The organism is Paenibacillus sp. FSL R7-0333 (assembly GCF_038000365.1).
GTDB lineage: Bacteria > Bacillota > Bacilli > Paenibacillales > Paenibacillaceae > Paenibacillus_AQ > Paenibacillus_AQ silagei.
In genome coordinates this window covers 3099928-3118056 of sequence record NZ_JBBOBZ010000001.1, presented here as the reverse complement: position 1 = coordinate 3118056, position 18129 = coordinate 3099928, and the positions used below count along the sequence as shown (strand labels likewise).

Here is an 18129-nt window from a genome sequence, read left to right as displayed (position 1 = left end):
GGCGTTTGCCAACCCTGCTCGTTTTTTTGAAGCTATACTATGCTTGGCTTATTGGGCTGAATTCGCCAGGAATTCATCAATCTGACGCTGAACCTCTGCGATGATGGTGTCGATACCGGCTGCCTTAACCTGCTGCTGGAGCTTGGCCAGACCCGCGTCTACATCCTTCACAGTTCCGTATTCCAACGGAATGCCGTATTGCAGCATCACATTGCCGACATTGGCCACTTCGGTCTTCACCTTGCTGTTGTCGAAGACGAAGGTCTCCAGCGGATAGTGATAGACCTCCTTCTCCCATTTGTCAGTCAGGGCGTTCGCTTCATCCGGGAAGGAAGCATTATCGCGGTTCAGCGGGGAGTTGAAGCCCCAGTTGGAGAAGCCGGTGTAGTTGGCATTCTTCTCGGCGTTCGTGAATTTATCTTCGCCGACCGGATTATAGTGTACAGCACTAATGCCGTTCATGATCAGATCATGCAGTTCCTTATCGTTCTGGAGCAGATCAATCATCATCAGTGCACGTTCCGGCTGCTTGGAGGTGGAGTGAATCGCTACGCCGTTCTGCGTAGAGACGGCAACGGATTTTTTCTTATCCGGGTTAATATCGGCCAGAGCCAGCTCATACGGGGAGTTCTTCTCCCGCATATCGGTCATCAAGGCGCCAAGCGTACCCAGATTGTGGGTGATGGAAGCTGCCTTGCCGGCCTTGAATTCCTGCTGATGATCCAGCTTGCTGTTCAGTGCGCTCTTCGACCAGGCATTATTCTCGGCCAGATCTTTATAATAGTAGACAAGCTCCTTGAATTCAGGAGTCTCATATAAGTTGAATACCTTGCCGGCCGGATCATCCAGCTTGAAGCCCATCGGCAGATCGAGGTCGAACAGATTCCATTCGTTCTGCTGCTTGAGCAGGATCCGGTCCAGATTATGCAGCTTCCAGTCTCCGGTCTCCGGTACGAACGGGGTAACCCCCTTCTCTTTACCGGATATAGTCTTGAGATAGTTGGCGTACGCCTCAGGGCTGTTGATCTCCGGCAGATTATATTTTTTGCGCAGGTCTTCGCGGTACAGAATCAGCTTCTCCACGGTTTCACCGCGGTTCTGAGGCACCATATACAGCTTGCCGTTCACCTTCGCCTGACCCCAGGCTACCTCAGGCATCGCCTTCCAGGTCATCGGAGCATATTTCTCCAGCAGCTCGTTCGTCAGCTCCAGGAACCCGCCCTTGAGTGCCTGGTCGTTATAGCCTGCCCAGTTGGCGGCATAGATCAGATCGAAGTCCTCGTTAGCCGCCAGCTTAAGCGGATATTTCTGCGCCCAGTCGGACCAGTCCAGGAATTCGGCTTCCAGTGTAGTGTTTATTTTCTCCTTGAGCTTCTTATTGATCTCTCCAAATACCTGATTGTAATCAACCGGCTTCGGACCTACGAAGATCATCTTCAAGGTAACAGGCTGGGATGTATCCACAGTGCCGGAATCTGCGGCGGGCTGATTGGTTCCGGCAGCTTCCGTTGCTGCGGCTGAGGCCTTCGGCTCCGCTGCGTTCCCTCCGGCATTGCCGTTGCCGCCTCCGCACGCGCTAAGCAGAGAGATCATCAGGATACTGGACATCAGTGTCATTGCTTTTTTCTTATTCACTAGAATTTCCCCCCAGCTATATGTGTGTAATCGCTTACAAGAACAGTATAATAAAAAATCTGCGCCTCGCTAATATAGGCATTCAACGATATTGCATACTTTTGCAACGACTTTTAGGGCGGGATAACATAATATTCCTGTAAAAGAGCCTATCATAAAAAGACCCCGGGCAACATCCGCCCAGGTCTGTATTCACATCAGCTTCTTAATCTCATCCAGCGGCAAATCAACGGCTTTGGATACCGCCTCGGGAGTGAATCCGTTGAGCAGCAGCTTACGGATAATCTCCGCCTGGCCTTTCTCCATACCTTCCGCTATGCCCTCTTCATAACCCCAACGCTTCCAAGCTGGCATTAGTTCCATAATGGCTTCCCCCTCCTCCGGATAGTGATCTATTAATTCTCTTAGAATCTCCTCATCCTGTACTCGGTCCGGCTTAAAGTACAGATCCGCCACGGACATGATCAGTGCCAATCGGCCCTGATCCAGCCGCGCTCTCAGCTTCATGAACATCCGCAAGAATTCCCGGCGCACTTCTCTCGCTTCTCTTGTAGTATACCCCATCTTCGCCAATAACGCAGCAGCCACAGCATTATCTGAATCGATGAACCGCCGCCAGTTCTGCTTACGCAGCTCCACCTTAAGAAACTGGAAGCGCAGAATGTTGTGTTCCGGGATGGACATCTCTAGCGTGTCCTGTTCCTCCCTGACCTCATCCGAGGTAAAGATCGCAATAGGGATAATGAGTTTGTGATCTTTACGGTATCGCTCAAACAGGCGGCTGAAATAAATAAACATCCGGTCACGAAATTCATGATCCTTGTACGATTGCGGCTCCAAGTGAATTAGAATGTAACCGTCCAGCCCTTTGTAGCGAGTCTCCAGCAGCAGATCCAGCTCCCGCGCCTCCTCGCCGACAATATCCACCAGCAATTCCTGCATCAGAAACCGGGTCTCACTATAGTCGAGCATATCGCCCAGCTCAGGAAAGAACAAATCAATGAATTCCTGATAAAAAGTTTCCAGCAGCTTTTTAAAAGCCTCATCATGCGGTATAGAAATCTCTATCGCCTCCCGTGTCAAATGTCGGACTTCTTGAATGTAATTATATTCCATAATTCAGTGATTGTATATGATAAAAGGAACATACATTCTCATTTATATGTGCTAACCGTGCTCCATAGCGTCATGCTTTCATTCTCAAACCTCCACCTCAATAGAAGAAAATCCCTATCTAAGTGTTTTTTGTTTTAACCACGCTTGTATGGAGCAGCATGGTTGCACTTCGTGCAAGATCTCCCTAAAATCTAACAACAAAAAGACGGCACCGTCCAAATCAGCCTCGCCCGGCTGATTCAGACAGCGCCGCCCCTAAGGCAACACAGATGATAGTGATCTGATGCTTATTTCTCCAGGAATCCGGTAGACGGATTGGTGATGAAGAAGCCTTCCTGTGGCACATAGAAATACTGAATCCAGACGCCGTCGAGCAGCGGTTCGCGCGTATCCAGCAGAATCTCGATATCCTTATCTGTAGCAACCACTTCATCGTGCTCAGTAGGTGTATCCAGCGCTACATCATAGTGTCCGTGATCTCCGTGATTCTGGGTGATGACCACGCGGATTTTCTTGCCTTCCGCTTCCGGGCTGTTCAGCATATCTTTTAGAACCTTAGCTGCATTGCGGTTAATTTTTACTTTCATCCTCTGGCGACCTCTATTCTACTTAGTATGAAATCAGAAATTCATTATAACATATTATAAGGTGCTATAGATAATTAAGTGGTTACTCCAGTGAGCAGACTATAGATCACCACTTCAGCCAAGTGGAAACGGCTTTGCCGTCCTTTTAAAGGACAGTACCGTTTCAGCGGGAAATAAAAAGCTGCCCCAATCAGCCATATTTCACGGCTTGCGGGACAGCTTCTCATATGTGTACTTCTATTATGAAGCGTTCTGGTTCGACAGGGCGGCTAACACTTCATTCGTGACATCCTTGCCGCCCTTGAAGTTGGTGATGAACGCGCCGATGGAATAGATCGGTCCCCAAGGAATCCCCCACCAGCCCACAAAGAAGGTCAGCAGGGTGTACTTCAAGCCTTTTTTGACGGAGCCCTCGCCCGCCTTGATGAAATAGATGCCCGAGCTACGTCTGAACGTCATCAGGACAACAGAGAAGCAATACGTGTAGATCACGAATTTGCCTCCTTGCTGAATCTGGCTCATTATATTGCCGCCGTCCATGTTCTCGATCCCTTTTATGATCATAGGAAATCCCCTTTGATGGTTGTTAATAATCATATACCGTAGGGATGACAGACTGAAACAGCAGACAGATATTTGTAAAAGTGAGCTGACGGCAGACGCGGATTACTCCAGCTCAGCTCCGTTACTGGCGATTACCCGTTGATACCAGAAAAAGCTGTCTTTGCGGGACCGGTCCAGAGTACCCTTGCCTTCGTTATCCTTATCCACATAGATGAAGCCGTAGCGCTTCTTCATCTCTCCGGTGCCTGCACTGACCAGATCGATGCAGCCCCAAGAGGTGTATCCGATCAAATCCACGCCGTCAGCCAGCGCCTCACCCATCGCCCGGACATGCTCCCGCAGATAGTCGATCCGGTAATTATCCTTGATTGAACCGTCTGCTTCTACGGTATCTACTGCGCCAAGCCCGTTCTCCACCACCATCATCGGCAGTCCGTAACGGTTGTAGATATTATTCAGGGACCACCGCAGGCCTTGCGGGTCAATCTGCCATTCCCAGGCGCTTGCCTGCAAATACGGGTTCTTCAGACCCAGCGACATATTGCCGCCAACCGACTCCTGATCCGGGGCTGCACTCACGCAGGTGGACGAATAGTAGCTGAAGGTGTAGAAGTCCACACAGCCTTCCTTAAGTATCTGCCCGTCACCTGCCTCCATCTGCAGCTCAATCTGCTTCTCCTGGAAGTATCGCAGCGCGAAGCCCGGATAAGTGCCTCTCACCTGAACATCGGAGCAGAGGAAATTACTCAGATTATCCTTTTGCTGGGCCAGCAGTACATCCTCGGGATTACAGGTCAGCGGGTAAGAGCACATGTAGGCAATCATACAGCCGATCTGAAAATCCTTATGAATCTCATGTCCCAGCTTCACGGCTCTGGCACTGGCGATGAACTGGTGATGAAGCGCTTGGTATCTTAGCTGCTCATTGTCAGTTTGCGCGGATGCCGTCAGCTCGGCATTTCCCTCCGGCTTCATCGCCCCGGCCATGAATGTCCCGAACGGCATCGTGAGGATGTTGATCTCATTGAAGGTCAGCCAATACTTCACGCTGTGCTTGTAGCGGTTAAAGATCACCTCGCAGTAACGGATGTAGAAATCGATCGTTCTGCGGTCCGCCCATCCGTTATAAGCTTCAGCCAGATGGTAAGGTGCTTCATAATGCGAGATCGTCACCAGCGGTTCGATCCCGTGCTTGGCCAGCTCGGCAAACACCCGGTCATAGAACTGCAGCCCTTCTTCACTTGGCATGGCATCATCCCCGTTCGGGAAGATTCGCGACCAGGCGATGGACATGCGGAACACCTTGAAGCCCATCTCGGCGAACAGCGCGATATCCTCTTCGTACCGGTGATAGAAATCAACCGCTTCATGACTCGGATAATTAGCCCCGGCTTCCAGCACCGGAGTAATTCTCCGGGAGACCGTATGCGTTCCCGCGGTCATGACATCTGCTGTGCTTAACCCCTTGCCTCCCGCATCGAACCCGCCTTCGAGCTGATTCGCAGCCGTTGCCCCGCCCCACAGGAAATTTGCCGGAAAACTTCTGTTGTTCACACTTACATTCACGTTCTTATTCATATTCGTTCCTCCTTAGATTGAAATAGGATACCGTTTAGATCATGACAGTCAGCAGATTCTCCCGGTAATCGACACTCTTCTGGTCCGTCTCAATAACGTCGAGATACTCACCGGAATTGGAGATGATCACAGGCGTAGTCAGCGTATAGCCCGCCTCTCTGATCGCGGCAACGTCGAACTCCATGAGCAGCTGGCCTTTGGTGACGGTATCGCCTTGCTTGGCCCGGGGGGTGAAGTGTTTGCCCTTCAATTTGACCGTGTCCTTCCCGACATGAATCAGAATATCGACCCCGTTATCACTGGTAATGCCAATCGCATGGCCGGAGGCGAATAAGGTGGTCAATACCCCGTCAACGGGAGAGTACACCTTGCCTTCCAGCGGTTCAATCGCTATACCTTTGCCCATTGCGCCAGTAGAAAAAGCTTCGTCCGTAAGCTCCGACAAGGCTCTGATCTGGCCCTTCAGCGGACTTCCCACCGTCTCCTGCTTCACCAAAACGCTCCGGGCAGTCCCGCCGCTCTTGCTGTCCACCGCTTCCTCATCCTTGAACCCGGAGAAGAAGACAAGAATGAACCCGAGAATGAAGCTGATTACAATGGCGGCAATCGCGCCGTAGAAGCCTTTATCCATCCCATCAGGACTAATGTAGCTTGGGATACCGAAGATCCCCAGACCGCCGAGAATATAGCCTTTGGTGCCCATCAGACCGACGATACCGCCGCCGACCGCCGCCGCGACACAGCTTAAGATGAACGGCTTCTTGCGCGGCAGCGTAATTCCGTAAATGGCAGGCTCCGTAACTCCGAAGATCCCTGAGATCATAGCCGGAATCGACAATGACTTCAGCTTGGCATTCTTGGTGCGCAGCATAATCGCCAGCACAGCACCGGTCTGGGCAAACGAAGCGCCGAAGGAAGCCGCCAGAATCGGATCGGATTTCAGAACAGCCATGTTATTGAGGGCAATCGGCACCAGACCCCAGTGCAGCCCGAAGATGACGAAGACCTGCCAGAACGCGCCTACCAGCAGCCCCTCAATAACCGGACTGAGGTTGTAGAGGAACAAGGTTCCCTGCCCCAGCAGCTGTCCGGCCCAGGTGGAGATCGGACCGATGGCAATCAGCGCCAGCGGAACGGTGACCAGAAGGGTGAAGAACGGGACGAGGAAGGTACGCACCACGCTCGGCGTTACTTTTCGGAAGAAGGCTTCCAGCTTGGAGCCAATATAAGTCGAGATGATGATCGGAATAACGCTGGAGGTATAGGACATCAGGATGACCGGAATCCCCAGAAAGGTAATGTACACAGGCGATTCAAAGATCGTTCCGCTAAAAAGCGTGTACAGCGGTTCGCCCGCCGCCGTGATCGTGCCGAAGGACGGGTACACCAGCGTAGCGCCTATCGCCATCCCGATAAAGATATTGGCTCCGAATTTCTTAGCCGAGGTATACCCCAGGAAGATCGGGAAGAAATAGAACAGGCAATCCCCGAGCGCATTCAGAATCTGGTAGGTCCCCGACTCCTTGGTGAGGAGTCCCACAGTTAGAAACAGGGCGGTGAAGCCCTTAATCATCCCGGTCGCAGCCAGTACACCCAGGGTCGGCGAGAATACGCCGGAGATCATGTCGATGAAGCTGTTGAACAGACCCATTTTCTCGCCGGAGGCTGTCTCTGATCCGCCTTCCTGTAATCCGCCCGCTGTCATCACCTGGGCATAGACCTCAGACACATGATTGCCGATCACGACCTGATACTGGCCGCCGCTCTGAATCACGGTTACAATTCCGTCCATATTCTTCAGCACATCTGTATTCGCCGCCGCCTCATTCTTCAGCTTGAAGCGTAGACGGGTCACGCAATGGCTGAGTCCGTTGATATTCTCCTTGCCGCCGACATGCTTGATAATATCCTTGGCTAATGCCTCATATTTCATAGTAAGTCCTCCCGTTTCCTGATGAATGATAAGCAAAAGGCGAAACCATCCCGGCAGCTTCCTGCCTGATTTGGTTTCGCCTGCATGACCAGTAACAATCCAAGTGGTTTTATTCAGTTTGTCTTTGCGTTACGCGCTGAATGTGAATCGTCAGATACAGGATTTCTTCATCCAGGAGCTTCAGGTCCAGATACTTCTCAATTTTGAGCACACAGTGATGCGCCTTCCTGTATTTCATCCTCACCTGCTTGAGCAGAAAATCGTCCACGGACTCCTCAGACTCCTGCTTGCGCGAACGCTGGAAGAAATACCGCAGGTGGGTGATGAACCGTTCGTAGCTGACGGTATGCTCATCAATTTCGTTGTTATAGGAATATTTCACAATATTGAGGATGTCATCAATCTGCTGGGTCTGCCTGGTAAGATCTGCAATCTTGTTGCCTGAGCTGTTCATTTGCGCATTGATCAGATGGAGTGCAATGTTCCCGGCCTCATCCTCAGGCAGGCGGATACGGGTATACTGCTCAATCATTCCCATGGCATGATGCCCTATGGCATACTCCCTCGGATAACAGCGCTGAATCTCCCAGAGAAGCGGATTGTCATTATGGATGCCCTGCTCATGAAGCCTCAGCGCATGAGTCAAATGATCCGTCAGGGTCACATAGATATAATCGCTCAGGCGGGCCTTCAGTGTCTGCTTCGCATACTCGATAATGTCATAGCTTAAGGCTACATATTCGGCGGGGGCATCCGCCATTAAGGCCTTGAATTTCTCGGACGCGTCATTTCGCTTCAGTACAAAGGTCTTCTCGATCACAGAGACATCCACCGGATCGCCCGGGCTCTTCTTGAAGCCGATGCCGCGTCCCATAACAACCAATTCATCCTTACCTGAATCCTTGGCAATAATGGCATTGTTATTGAAAATCTTCTCGATAATCAACCAAGCTGCCCTCCTTTACCCCGAATTTCATTTGGCACTGCTTACAGGATGTTAGACGGGTCAAGGAATCCTTACGGCGTCCCGCAGGGCCCTTAACATAAAGAAAGGCAAAACCCAAAACACGTGACCATGTTTTGGGTTTTGCCTTTGCAGTAACAATCCCAAATTCAGAATAGCACTGAATTACACTTTTGGCAACAAAAATGTTTGCGCTTACATAATCTATCAACCTGCAAAGAGGAGTACCCCCTATTCACAGGGAACACTCCTCTTCTCTCCGCCTGAGCTCAGACCGATGACGAACTCATGCTCTGAGCATTGCCCCACCGCAGCTTATACAGCTCCGGCAATACCACACCCAGCAGCACCAGCACCACTCCGGTCCATTGCAGAAGACTTACATGCTCTTGCAATACGAACGAGGACATTAAGACAGCCACAGGCAGTTCGACGGCCCCTAGAATACCGGCCATACCGCCGCCGATATGCGGAACCCCGATGGCGAACAGCAGCGGCGGGATAAAGGCGCCGAACAAGCCCAGCAGGAAGCCGAACAGCAGCAGCGGTCCCCATAGCATACCGTTAAACAGGAAGGTCGGCGGGAACAGGATGCACAGCAGCACCAGGCCGCCAGTTACCATCCAGGCGCTCCGGTAGGCCGGATGGGCCGAAGGAACGGCTTTGCCGCTGAAGATAATGAACATGGAATAGCTGACTGCCGATAGTAGTCCGAGCATCAGCCCCAGCAGGTTAAACTCGGCAGCTCCCTGATTCAGAATACCCGCAGCCAGCAGGGTTCCTCCGAACAGCAGGATCAGCGTCAGCACCGTGATTTTGTCAGGGCGTTGACGTTTGCTTACCGCCTGAATCAGCACACTGATCCAGGTGAACTGGAACAGCAGGATAATCGCCAGCGAAGCCGGAATATACCGGAGCGACTGGTAGTACAGCAGACCCGTAACCACGGTTGGCGCACCGGCCATCATCAAGAACAGTCTATGCTTCCAGGTCAGCCGGGTGGGAACCGCCTTGGCGGGTGCCGTAAGGTTCGCTGTGCTGCGCTGTTTGCGGTTCGCTCTGAGCTTGGTATATAACGCAAGCAGCCAGGCGAGAATACAGCCGGTTAAGAGCTGAGTGCCGACCACCTCTCCCAGCTTGTAACCCTGCCCGTAGGCCAATACAACAATCGTTGATAAAATGCCGTAGCTCATAGCGCCTACAAGTACGGAGATTAAGTATTTCATATCTTTCATGTCTGTTAGGCCTCCTGAATCTTCTGTTTCGTCTGAACTTGAATTACAGCCGCAACACACAAAAAATCCTAACTCCGGGACAGGGACCGCTGGTTCATGGTCCTTATCATCGTAGTTAGGAAGAGTAGGCTTCCTGTAGAAACCCTCGCCCTGTGACATCTGAATGGCTGCGAGGTTATACGAGAACAATATAGAGTTATGAAGTATTGTCTGGTTGACGACTCTTCATATGTTACACGCCAAGTGAGCTGGCGTCAACCCTTAATTCTTTTAAATTTGAAGTTCAGGGACATAGACCTCTTGTTAATCAATTCTCCAGCCAATGAACAATACAAAGACAGCCCCCCTCTCCCAAATTATGATAAAATATAACTCAATTCAGCAGATCATTCGAAAGGAGCCTTACATATGGTGAAGACCCGTCCTCAATCCGGCGCGATCGTAAAAATTTGAAACATTGACAAGTATCGATACGTAGCAGTCTGTAATAGCCTTCATTCCAACCCAATTCATGTGATTCAAGCTGCTATCCCCAAATATACTTCTATGGAGGAGGTGTAGATCCTGAACAGATCCGGGCCCGTTAAGCTCCTCGGCATGATTGCCGGAGTTGTCATCTTAAATGTCATCGTTCTATCTCCCGGCCTGCTCGGTGTCGAGATCGGCGGAAGCCCGCTGGAAACGGCATCGGCAGTAACCCTGCTAATCATCAGTCTGCTGGTCGTCCTATACGGGAGTTACACCTTGCTCTTCAGACCTCCGGCTGCCACACCCGCCAGCTTGCAATTAGAGACGCGGGAGGATTACATTGCCGGCCTCAGCCGTCACCGGAATGTGAAGGTGCTGAAGGACGATATCTCCCTCGCCCTGGATCAGATCGAGCGGATCGAGAAGAAGAAGTCCGCCCTGCTCCAGGTGCTGGGCCGCAGGTTCGATCCGGCTGAGCTCAGCTTCCGCAAGTTTCATTCTGTCATTATGGAGGTCGAGAAGCTCTTTTATCTGAATATCCGCGGGCTGCTGGGCAAGCTCAGTGTGTTCGATGCCTCGGAGTTTGCCAAATTCAGTGCCGGTAACGCGTCCACCCGCTTCTCCAGCGCTCTGATTCAGAAGAAAACCGCCCTATACAACGAATATCTCTCCTATGTCAAAGGCTGCCTCGGGGCCAATGAGGAAATTCTGTTGAAGCTGGATCAGCTGCTGCTGGAGATTACCGAGCTGGGCAGCGCAGATTATAGCAATGTGGAAGAGATGCCATGCATGCAGGAATTGACCGCCCTGATCGGGCAGACGAAACTCTATCAGTAAGGAAAGGGAGATGAACCTATGAGGAAAGGCAAAACACTGTTCATACTCGGCATTATCGCCGCATCCGTCTTCGCACTTGTCTATTTCGGCATTACCTTAACGTCCAATCTGGGCAAATCCAAGACGGAAATCTCTGCCGAAGACGCCGACAAAAGACTGAACCGCATCTATAAGGATATCAACGTGACCAGTGCTGAGCCTGTAAAAGGGCAGATTGATCTTGATCCGGCATCCATAGGCGATTCATTGCCCGATATCTCCAAGTTCCCCATCTCCGTAGAGAGCACCACGGACAGCTATGTCGAGATTTTCTCCTCCACGGAGAAATCCGGAACAGGCAATGACGGCTGGCTGAATGAGGTCGCCGCAGACTTCAACGCTTCCAATCCCGTGGTCGACGGCAAGCCGGTCTCTGTCGCCATCCGCAATATCGCTTCAGGAACGGCCGCTGATTATATCCGGTCCGGCAAATATGTACCTGACGCCTTCACTCCCTCTAATGAGCTATGGGGCGAGATGGTCAAGGCCGGCGGCCTACAGGCCGAGCTGGTTACGAAGCGTCTGACCGGCAATGTAGCCGGAGTGGTAATGAGCAAGCAGAAATACGATCAGCTGGTCGACAAATACGGCTCGATCAACGTGAAGACAATCACCGATGCCATTGCAGCTAATGAGCTGGCGATGGGGTACACCGATCCTTTTGCCAGCTCAACGGGGCTGAATTTCCTGGTCACCGCACTGAGTACCTTCGACAGTACGGATCTGCTGGGAGACAAGGCCGTTCAAGGCTTCGAGAAGTTCCAGGCCAACGTGCCCTTCATCGCCTCCACCACCCTTCAAATGCGGGAAGCCGCCAAATCCGGCATGCTGGATGCCTTCGTCCTTGAATATCAGACCTTCGTTAATGCGAAGGATCTGACCAGCGGCTATGTGTTCACTCCGTTCGGGGTAAGACATGACAGCCCGCTCTATGCACTCGGGCAGCTGCCGCCGGAGAAGCTGGCGATCATTAAGAAATTCGGCGAATTCGTCCAGCAGGATAAGTACCAGAAGACGGCTGCGGACAAGGGCTTCAACGGCCTGACGGACTATGTCTCCGAGCTGGCACCGGTTGACGGCTCCATTCTCTCCTCGGCCCAGAAGCTCTGGAAGGAGAAAAAGAACGGCAGCAAACCGATTGCGGCAGTGTTCGTAGCCGATGTCTCAGGCAGCATGGCCGGCGAGCCGCTGAACCGTCTCAAGGAGTCCCTGCTGAAGGGCCAGAAATTCCTCGGCAAGGACAACAGCATCGGCTTTGTCTCCTATTCCAGTGATGTGACCATCAATCTGCCCATCGGCAAATATGACACCAATCAGCAGTCCATGTTCGTAGGAGCGATTAACAGCCTTCAGCCTGTGGGCGGCACGGCTACCTTCGACGGGTTGGTGGTTGCGATGAAGATGCTGAAGGATGAGCTGGCGGTGAACCCGGATATGAAGCCCCTGATCTTCGTGCTTAGCGACGGGGAGACCAACGAAGGCCATTCCCTGGATGATATCCGGGGCCTGATCGAGACTTACAAGATTCCGGTATACACCATCGGTTATAACGCCAACATCAAGGCACTGGAGAGCATTTCAAGCATCAACGAGGCGGCCAATATCAACGCTGACACAGAGGATGTAGTTTACAAAATCGGAAACCTGCTCAACGTGCAAATGTAGACTTTATATTCTGAAGGAGGGTTCATATGTCATTCACCATGGAAATTCCCAGCCCCGAGAAGCTGAAATCGGTCATCGAGGAGCAGGTCCAGCCGGAGCCGGAGGAAGTCACCCAGCTTAAGGAGCAGGCGATTAATAATGTCTCCAGTATACTGGAGCTGGACTTCGAGTCTCTGGAGAAACGCAAGGCCGTACTGCAGTCGATTGACAGCTTCGGGATGGGCACCATGCGCTCCTCGTCGGAGAAGAACTCCCTGCTTCAGGTATCGGTGGGCAATCTGTCCAAGACCGGGGATGAAGGCGGCCAGGTCGCCAAGGGATTAACTGAGCTGCATCAGCAGCTCAAGGATCTGGACCCCAGCGCGGTCGATTTCGCCAAAAGCGGGTTCCTCGGCAAGTTTTTCCACCCCCTGCGTAATTATTTCGCCAAATACCAAAGGGCCGATGCCGTCATCTCAGATATTATTCTATCCCTGGATAAAGGCAAAGCCGTGCTGAAGAATGACAATACGACACTGGAGATTGAACAGCAGACCCTGCGGGAGCTGACCAAGCGGCTTAAGAAGGAGATTCAGCTCGGCATCCTGATGGACGAGGAGATTGAGAAACAGATTGAAGCTGCCAAGCAGCGCAGTGAAGATGAAGATAAGGTGCGGTTCATCACGGAGGAAGTGCTGTTCCCGCTGCGCCAGCGGGTCATGGATCTGCAGCAGATGCTCGTGGTTAATCAACAGGGAATTATGGCCATCGAGGTTGTGATCCGCAACAACAAGGAACTGATCCGTGGAGTCGACAGAGCACGGAATGTCACGGTATCTGCGCTCAAAATTTCGGTTACAGTAGCCAGCGCTTTGTACAACCAGAAGATCGTGCTCCAAAAAATCGAGCTGCTGAACCAGACCACCGACAATCTGATCAGCGGCACCTCCAGAATGCTAAAGGAGCAGGGTGCTGCCATTCATAAGCAATCGCTTGAAACCAGTATTTCGGTCGATACGCTGAAGCAGGCCTTCACAGACGTTCTCTCTGCCCTGGATTCGATCAGCACCTACAAGCAGGAGGCGCTCCCCAAGATGCGGGAGACCATTACCCAGTTCCGGGAGCTGGCAGATAACGGGGAACAGCAGATTCAGCGGCTAGAAAAGGGCAATACGCTCGGGCTGTAGTATCACTGCCCATATTTAACGCAAAACAGAGCATGGCGGCGGTTACGCCGGTGCTCTGTTTTTTTGCCTGTCTATTTTCCTTTTGCTGTCTACTTCCCTTTATTCAACAAGCCTGTCACCATTCTGCTTAACGTCCCTTGATCCAGGAAAGGAGCGAGGCTTGCCAACAAATCCGGGCTGAGCTGATCCGCTTCGACTTCACCAAGCAACTTCTCAAGCTTCCCTCTGTCCAGAAAAGGAGCGAGGCCTGTGAGCCGATTTCCATCGACAGTACCGTCTGCCACCCGGTCAACTAGATTGCCTAACGTCTCTCTGCTAATAAAGGGAGCCAGCCCTTGAATGGAATGCCAGCTGGTGCTGTCCCCTCTGGCTTGTTGCACCAACAGGTTCAGCTGTTCCCGTTCCAGAAACGGGGCGATGCCCACAAGATTGTTCACCTCTCTCGAACCGTCTGCTGATTGATCGACCAGCCGGCTTAAGGTGGTGCTGCTGACGAACGGGGCAAGTCCAGAAATGACATTCCAAGCTATTTCTTTCTGTTCAGCCTGACGAACCAGTTCATCCAATGTATCTCTTCCAAGGAACGGGGCCAGCCGCATAATTACCTCTAGCGTAAGGACGCTGCTGTCTATGCCCTCTGTAACCTTATTAAGGGCACTTGCTTTTACAAAAGGTGCTACCTCTACAAGCTCTTCCATCTCCAGCTTACCGGTATTGACCAGCTCTGCAACCTGGCCCGGCCTGTTCTCTGCAATCTCCTCTACGATCCGACCCATGTGCGGGTGCTCCCGATGGTCTGCGTTATCTCCTGCATTCAAAATGTCATCTACGGTTAGGCCGAATAACCCCGCAACCTGGGGAAGTGTTCCAATATCCGGCAGCGAGTCGCCCCGCTCCCATTTCGATACCGCCTGATGACTTACATTCAGTTGATCGGCAAGCTCCAGCTGGGTCCAGTCCTGGTCTTTGCGAAGCCGCGATATATAAGCCCCAATTCTACGTAAGTCGAGCATGCTATCCCTCCGAGATTATAAAATGTACAGTGCACACTGTCGAAAACAGCATAGCATTTCAGCCTACACAATCCTATCAATTGCTGGTTGAACGGCTGCATCCCTCTGATTCAACTGCCGGTAGAATGCTGCGGATGACAATTTCAGGGTTAAATATTAATGAATCTCCCCTAAATATTTTAACATTAAATGGGTTGTATACTATTCCTGATTATTGTATATTTATTCAACCGGCAATTATTGCTGATTTCTCATCTACCGGGGGATACATCGATGCATTTTTTGAATATCAACCAGCTTACTTCAGAGCAGATTCTGGATATCTTTGAATTAACCGACCGGCTTCGTCTCCGAAAATCTGAACCATTGCTCAAAGGCAAGACCATGATCCTCTTCTTCCCGGAGACCAGTCTGCGGACACGGGTAAGCTTCGAGAAAGGCATCAGTGATCTGGGCGGGGCCTGCATTACCTTTCCGCCGGAGACGCTCGACAAGAAAGAAGCGCCGGGCGATATCGTCCGTTACCTGGAGAACTGGGGGGATGGCATCATTGCCAGAATCCCGGATCTCTGCAAACTGGAGGAGCTGTCTGCACACGCCTCTGTTCCCGTTATTAATGCAATGACCGCACATAATCATCCCTGCGAGATTATGGCTGACCTGTATGCTCTGCGCACCCTCCGGGACAACTACCGGGAGCTGACCTACACCTTCGTTGGACCGCCCGGTAATATATCAAGAACCTGGCTGGAAGCGGCGCAAGCCCTGAATCTATCCTTCCATCATGTATGCACGCCAGGTCATGAGATGGCCAGCGGCAATCACCCGGGCTATACCTTTCATACGAGCCTGGACAGCGTGTTACCGGAGAGCGATGTGATTCTAACCGATTCATTGCCCAAGGATTTCCTGACCCCGGAGTATATCAACGCCTATCAGATTACACTGGACCGGATGAAGCAGACAAGACCCGGGGCGCTGCTGAACCCCTGTCCTCCCTTTTTCCGCAATGAGGAGGTCAGTGAAGAGGTGATTGCTTCACCTTATTTTGCCGGATTCGGGTTCAAGAAAAGCCTGATCTATCTTCAGCAGGCCATCCTAATCTATTGCTTATCGCATTGATGGTACCGGACCATAGGCCCCAGCACACCGGTTCGTTTTCTTGTTCATGCAAGCCTTTTAGGGCTTAAGCTGTATATTTGAAACTGCCCGTTTCTCCGATATCTTATTAGAACAGGATTTGTTCGTATGTTTACCACATTGGCTGAAGGGGAGAATGACTATGAAGACTTTACAATTACTATCCAGAAAAACAGGTTTCCTTCTGCTCGCGCTGCTGCTGGCGGCACTTGGTCCGGTTGGGGGCGGCAGACAGGCACATACGGCAGCAGCGGCAGCTTCTGCGAAATCATATGTGTACTATGTCTCTGACGATGTTCTATACCGTGTAACGACAGATGGAAGTGAGACACAGAAGATCGTTGAGAATTATGACGGCAACGGATTAGATTCAACCGGCAAATATCTGTATTTTTACTATAATGACGGTATGGGAATTCAGCGGCTGTCCCTGAGTGATCCCGATGCTTTAATTACGAGCTTCCTCGGGGACCGGAATATCCTCTTTTACTTGTTCGAGGGTCCCTATCTGTACTTCCTGGATGATACAGGACACATCTACCGCACCTTGGCCGACGCTGACGATGATTCACAGCTTACCCTTGTCGCAGACAATGCCGATGTGAATTTCCGGACCTTCGACGTATCAGGCGGGCGGATCTACTATAATGCGCTGAAGAACAACACTACCTGGGTTGCTTCGAGGTCCCGCGACGGGAGTGGAGCCATTCAGTGGATTGCCAGCGGAGCGATTCAGAAGAGCAAATTTTATCATCCTTATGCTACAAGTATTAACCTTATGATTGACAACAAACCTGCCGAAACCGAGTATTCTCTGAACTCAATGGTACTCTACACCCTCCCTCTAAGCGGTGGAGCTCCCAAAGCAGCCAATGCCAAAAATCCGCTTGAATCCAATGCCGCCACTGCCGGTAGCTGGTCCGACCATTATTTTCTGTACAACAAAGGCATTAAAGTGGATGCCACCGGCGATGAGCTGGACTATAACACCGGCAAAGGCTTCCTGATGGATAAGAACGGAAAGATCCTGCAGCTCAGCCAGAACAGCGTGATCAGCATCAGCGAGATTACTACAAATAAGCTGGTTTATGCAGATTCCAAAGGCAAAGCCTACATCAGCACGCTGGCCAACGGCAAAATCATCGCCTCCAAGGCGCTGCCGCTGACGAATGTTCAAGATATCCGAACGGTTAGAAACGGATCGGCGCTTACCACCGTATTGTTCACCGCAGCCGATGCTTACGTCCTGAATGCCGATTCATCCTTGACCAAAATGACGGGCGTTGAGTCCGATTACTCTGTAATTACAGACGATATTCCCGGTTTGTATTATATCAACGGTCTGGATAACGACTGCCTGTACCGGTACAGCAATGACGGCAAAACCAAAATCAAGCTGTCCACTGGTCCGGTTAGCTACTTAGCACTGGTCTCCGCGAAGTAATTTAGAGAGAGAATAAGCCGGAATTTCCGATATCGGAAGTTTCGGCTTTTTTAAGATGCGAATAGATAAAGTTCAGTTTATAACAGAGACTTGCCTATGAAAAGACTTCATTCCCGGTATACAGTGGGAGTAGGCGTTATAGATAATTACAGAAAGTAGGCTGGAAATGAATATTTCAATCAAGCTAACCGGGCCGGATGAAGCCTATATTATCAAAAATATGTACCCGCTCTATCTGCATGATCTGTCGGGACATTACGGACTTGTAGAGGGGCATCTTCCTAACCGGCATGGGATCTTTGAGGATACAGACGAATACCGCACGCTGGCAGATCAGTATGACGTGCAGAATATTTGGTGGGACAAGCCGGGCATTCTGTACCCTTTCCTAATTCAAGCTGATGCGATGCCGGCAGGCTTTGCCCTCATCGCCACCCCTCCTCACTGCGCGCAGGGCGTTGATTATTTCGTGAACGACTTCTTTCTGCTGCAGCCCTTCAGAGGAAAGGGGATCGCTGAAAAAGCTGCTGTGAACGTGTTTGAACAATTTCGGGGTGAATGGGAACTGTTCACGAATCCGGCGGCGAAGAATATAACCGGACAGAAATTCTGGCGGAAGACCGTCTCCCGCTACACGCAGGGCCGCTATTCCGAGCGGACCGGAGAGACTTTTGACGGCAATAAGCTTGCCTTCAGGTTTGATAACCGGGGATTACAACCACTCTAACCCAACCGCCAAAAAGGC

Annotated in this window: 15 protein-coding genes; 6 read left to right on the top strand and 9 right to left on the bottom strand. The window is 51.3% G+C overall.

The features are described 5' to 3' along the window. Positions 1 to 48: 48 nt before the first annotated feature. The 8 genes from MKY86_RS12875 to MKY86_RS12840 form a co-directional block, all read right to left on the bottom strand. Positions 49 to 1635 carry an ABC transporter substrate-binding protein gene (locus tag MKY86_RS12875; RefSeq protein ID WP_340826951.1) on the bottom strand — a complete coding sequence of 529 codons (1587 nt, stop codon included), beginning with the start codon at positions 1633 to 1635 and terminating at the stop codon, positions 49 to 51. Positions 1636 to 1827: 192 nt separating this feature from the next. Further along, positions 1828 to 2718: an Rpn family recombination-promoting nuclease/putative transposase gene (locus tag MKY86_RS12870; protein WP_340826950.1), complete on the bottom strand. Its 891-nt coding sequence runs from the start codon at positions 2716 to 2718 to the stop codon at positions 1828 to 1830. Between the two features lie 320 nt (positions 2719 to 3038). Further along, positions 3039 to 3338 carry a heme biosynthesis protein HemY gene (locus MKY86_RS12865; protein WP_036729071.1) on the bottom strand — a complete coding sequence of 100 codons (300 nt, stop codon included), beginning with the start codon at positions 3336 to 3338 and terminating at the stop codon, positions 3039 to 3041. Positions 3339 to 3578: 240 nt separating this feature from the next. Further along, positions 3579 to 3902 (bottom strand): hypothetical protein, encoded by a 324-nt coding sequence (locus MKY86_RS12860; protein WP_076077639.1) that lies wholly within the window; start codon positions 3900 to 3902, stop codon positions 3579 to 3581. Positions 3903 to 4004: 102 nt separating this feature from the next. After that, positions 4005 to 5480: a 6-phospho-beta-glucosidase gene (locus MKY86_RS12855; protein WP_076077636.1), complete on the bottom strand. Its 1476-nt coding sequence runs from the start codon at positions 5478 to 5480 to the stop codon at positions 4005 to 4007. A gap of 34 nt (positions 5481 to 5514) precedes the next feature. After that, entirely contained in the window at positions 5515 to 7413 is a 1899-nt protein-coding gene (locus MKY86_RS12850) for a beta-glucoside-specific PTS transporter subunit IIABC (protein WP_076077633.1), read from the bottom strand. 109 nt (positions 7414 to 7522) lie between these two features. Beyond that, positions 7523 to 8359: a BglG family transcription antiterminator LicT gene (gene licT / locus MKY86_RS12845; RefSeq protein ID WP_076077631.1), complete on the bottom strand. Its 837-nt coding sequence runs from the start codon at positions 8357 to 8359 to the stop codon at positions 7523 to 7525. 287 nt (positions 8360 to 8646) lie between these two features. Beyond that, positions 8647 to 9603 (bottom strand): EamA family transporter, encoded by a 957-nt coding sequence (locus MKY86_RS12840; protein ID WP_076078139.1) that lies wholly within the window; start codon positions 9601 to 9603, stop codon positions 8647 to 8649. Between the two features lie 606 nt (positions 9604 to 10209). Between MKY86_RS12840 and MKY86_RS12835 the strand changes: the two genes are divergently transcribed. The 3 genes from MKY86_RS12835 to MKY86_RS12825 are packed head-to-tail and all read left to right on the top strand — an operon-like array spanning position 10210 to position 13787. Then, the gene (locus tag MKY86_RS12835) at positions 10210 to 10917 is read left to right on the top strand and encodes a hypothetical protein (protein WP_143803640.1); all 708 of its coding nucleotides are present in this window, start codon (positions 10210 to 10212) and stop codon (positions 10915 to 10917) included. Between the two features lie 18 nt (positions 10918 to 10935). Next, the gene (locus tag MKY86_RS12830; RefSeq protein ID WP_076077626.1) at positions 10936 to 12621 is read left to right on the top strand and encodes a vWA domain-containing protein; all 1686 of its coding nucleotides are present in this window, start codon (positions 10936 to 10938) and stop codon (positions 12619 to 12621) included. 26 nt (positions 12622 to 12647) lie between these two features. Continuing rightward, positions 12648 to 13787, top strand: coding sequence for a toxic anion resistance protein (locus MKY86_RS12825; protein ID WP_076077623.1), 1140 nt, complete (start codon positions 12648 to 12650; stop codon positions 13785 to 13787). Positions 13788 to 13876: 89 nt separating this feature from the next. On the opposite strand, the gene MKY86_RS12820 is transcribed toward MKY86_RS12825, so the two are convergent. Continuing rightward, the gene (locus tag MKY86_RS12820) at positions 13877 to 14800 is read right to left on the bottom strand and encodes a helix-turn-helix domain-containing protein (RefSeq protein ID WP_076077621.1); all 924 of its coding nucleotides are present in this window, start codon (positions 14798 to 14800) and stop codon (positions 13877 to 13879) included. Between the two features lie 273 nt (positions 14801 to 15073). Here MKY86_RS12820 and MKY86_RS12815 point away from each other — a divergent pair, with 273 nt between their 5' ends. The 3 genes from MKY86_RS12815 (at position 15074) to MKY86_RS12805 (ending at position 18111) form a co-directional block, all read left to right on the top strand. Then, positions 15074 to 15922, top strand: coding sequence for an ornithine carbamoyltransferase (locus tag MKY86_RS12815; protein ID WP_076077618.1), 849 nt, complete (start codon positions 15074 to 15076; stop codon positions 15920 to 15922). Between the two features lie 160 nt (positions 15923 to 16082). Further along, the gene (locus MKY86_RS12810) at positions 16083 to 17384 is read left to right on the top strand and encodes a DUF5050 domain-containing protein (RefSeq protein WP_076077616.1); all 1302 of its coding nucleotides are present in this window, start codon (positions 16083 to 16085) and stop codon (positions 17382 to 17384) included. Between the two features lie 166 nt (positions 17385 to 17550). After that, the gene (locus tag MKY86_RS12805) at positions 17551 to 18111 is read left to right on the top strand and encodes a hypothetical protein (protein WP_076077613.1); all 561 of its coding nucleotides are present in this window, start codon (positions 17551 to 17553) and stop codon (positions 18109 to 18111) included. Positions 18112 to 18129: the final 18 nt, after the last annotated feature.

What these genes read in the sequence shown, in the direction of transcription:
- MKY86_RS12810 (WP_076077616.1), top strand. Translation starts at nt 16,083, where the DNA reads ATGAAGACTTTACAATTACTATCCAGAAAAACAGGTTTCCTTCTGCTC.
- MKY86_RS12840 (WP_076078139.1), bottom strand. Translation starts at nt 9,603, where the DNA reads ATGAAATACTTAATCTCCGTACTTGTAGGCGCTATGAGCTACGGCATT.
- MKY86_RS12855 (WP_076077636.1), bottom strand. Translation starts at nt 5,480, where the DNA reads ATGAATAAGAACGTGAATGTAAGTGTGAACAACAGAAGTTTTCCGGCA.
- MKY86_RS12820 (WP_076077621.1), bottom strand. Translation starts at nt 14,800, where the DNA reads ATGCTCGACTTACGTAGAATTGGGGCTTATATATCGCGGCTTCGCAAA.
- MKY86_RS12865 (WP_036729071.1), bottom strand. Translation starts at nt 3,338, where the DNA reads ATGAAAGTAAAAATTAACCGCAATGCAGCTAAGGTTCTAAAAGATATG.
- MKY86_RS12835 (WP_143803640.1), top strand. Translation starts at nt 10,210, where the DNA reads ATGATTGCCGGAGTTGTCATCTTAAATGTCATCGTTCTATCTCCCGGC.
- MKY86_RS12825 (WP_076077623.1), top strand. Translation starts at nt 12,648, where the DNA reads ATGTCATTCACCATGGAAATTCCCAGCCCCGAGAAGCTGAAATCGGTC.
- MKY86_RS12850 (WP_076077633.1), bottom strand. Translation starts at nt 7,413, where the DNA reads ATGAAATATGAGGCATTAGCCAAGGATATTATCAAGCATGTCGGCGGC.
- MKY86_RS12860 (WP_076077639.1), bottom strand. Translation starts at nt 3,902, where the DNA reads ATGATCATAAAAGGGATCGAGAACATGGACGGCGGCAATATAATGAGC.
- MKY86_RS12815 (WP_076077618.1), top strand. Translation starts at nt 15,074, where the DNA reads ATGCATTTTTTGAATATCAACCAGCTTACTTCAGAGCAGATTCTGGAT.
- MKY86_RS12830 (WP_076077626.1), top strand. Translation starts at nt 10,936, where the DNA reads ATGAGGAAAGGCAAAACACTGTTCATACTCGGCATTATCGCCGCATCC.
- MKY86_RS12805 (WP_076077613.1), top strand. Translation starts at nt 17,551, where the DNA reads ATGAATATTTCAATCAAGCTAACCGGGCCGGATGAAGCCTATATTATC.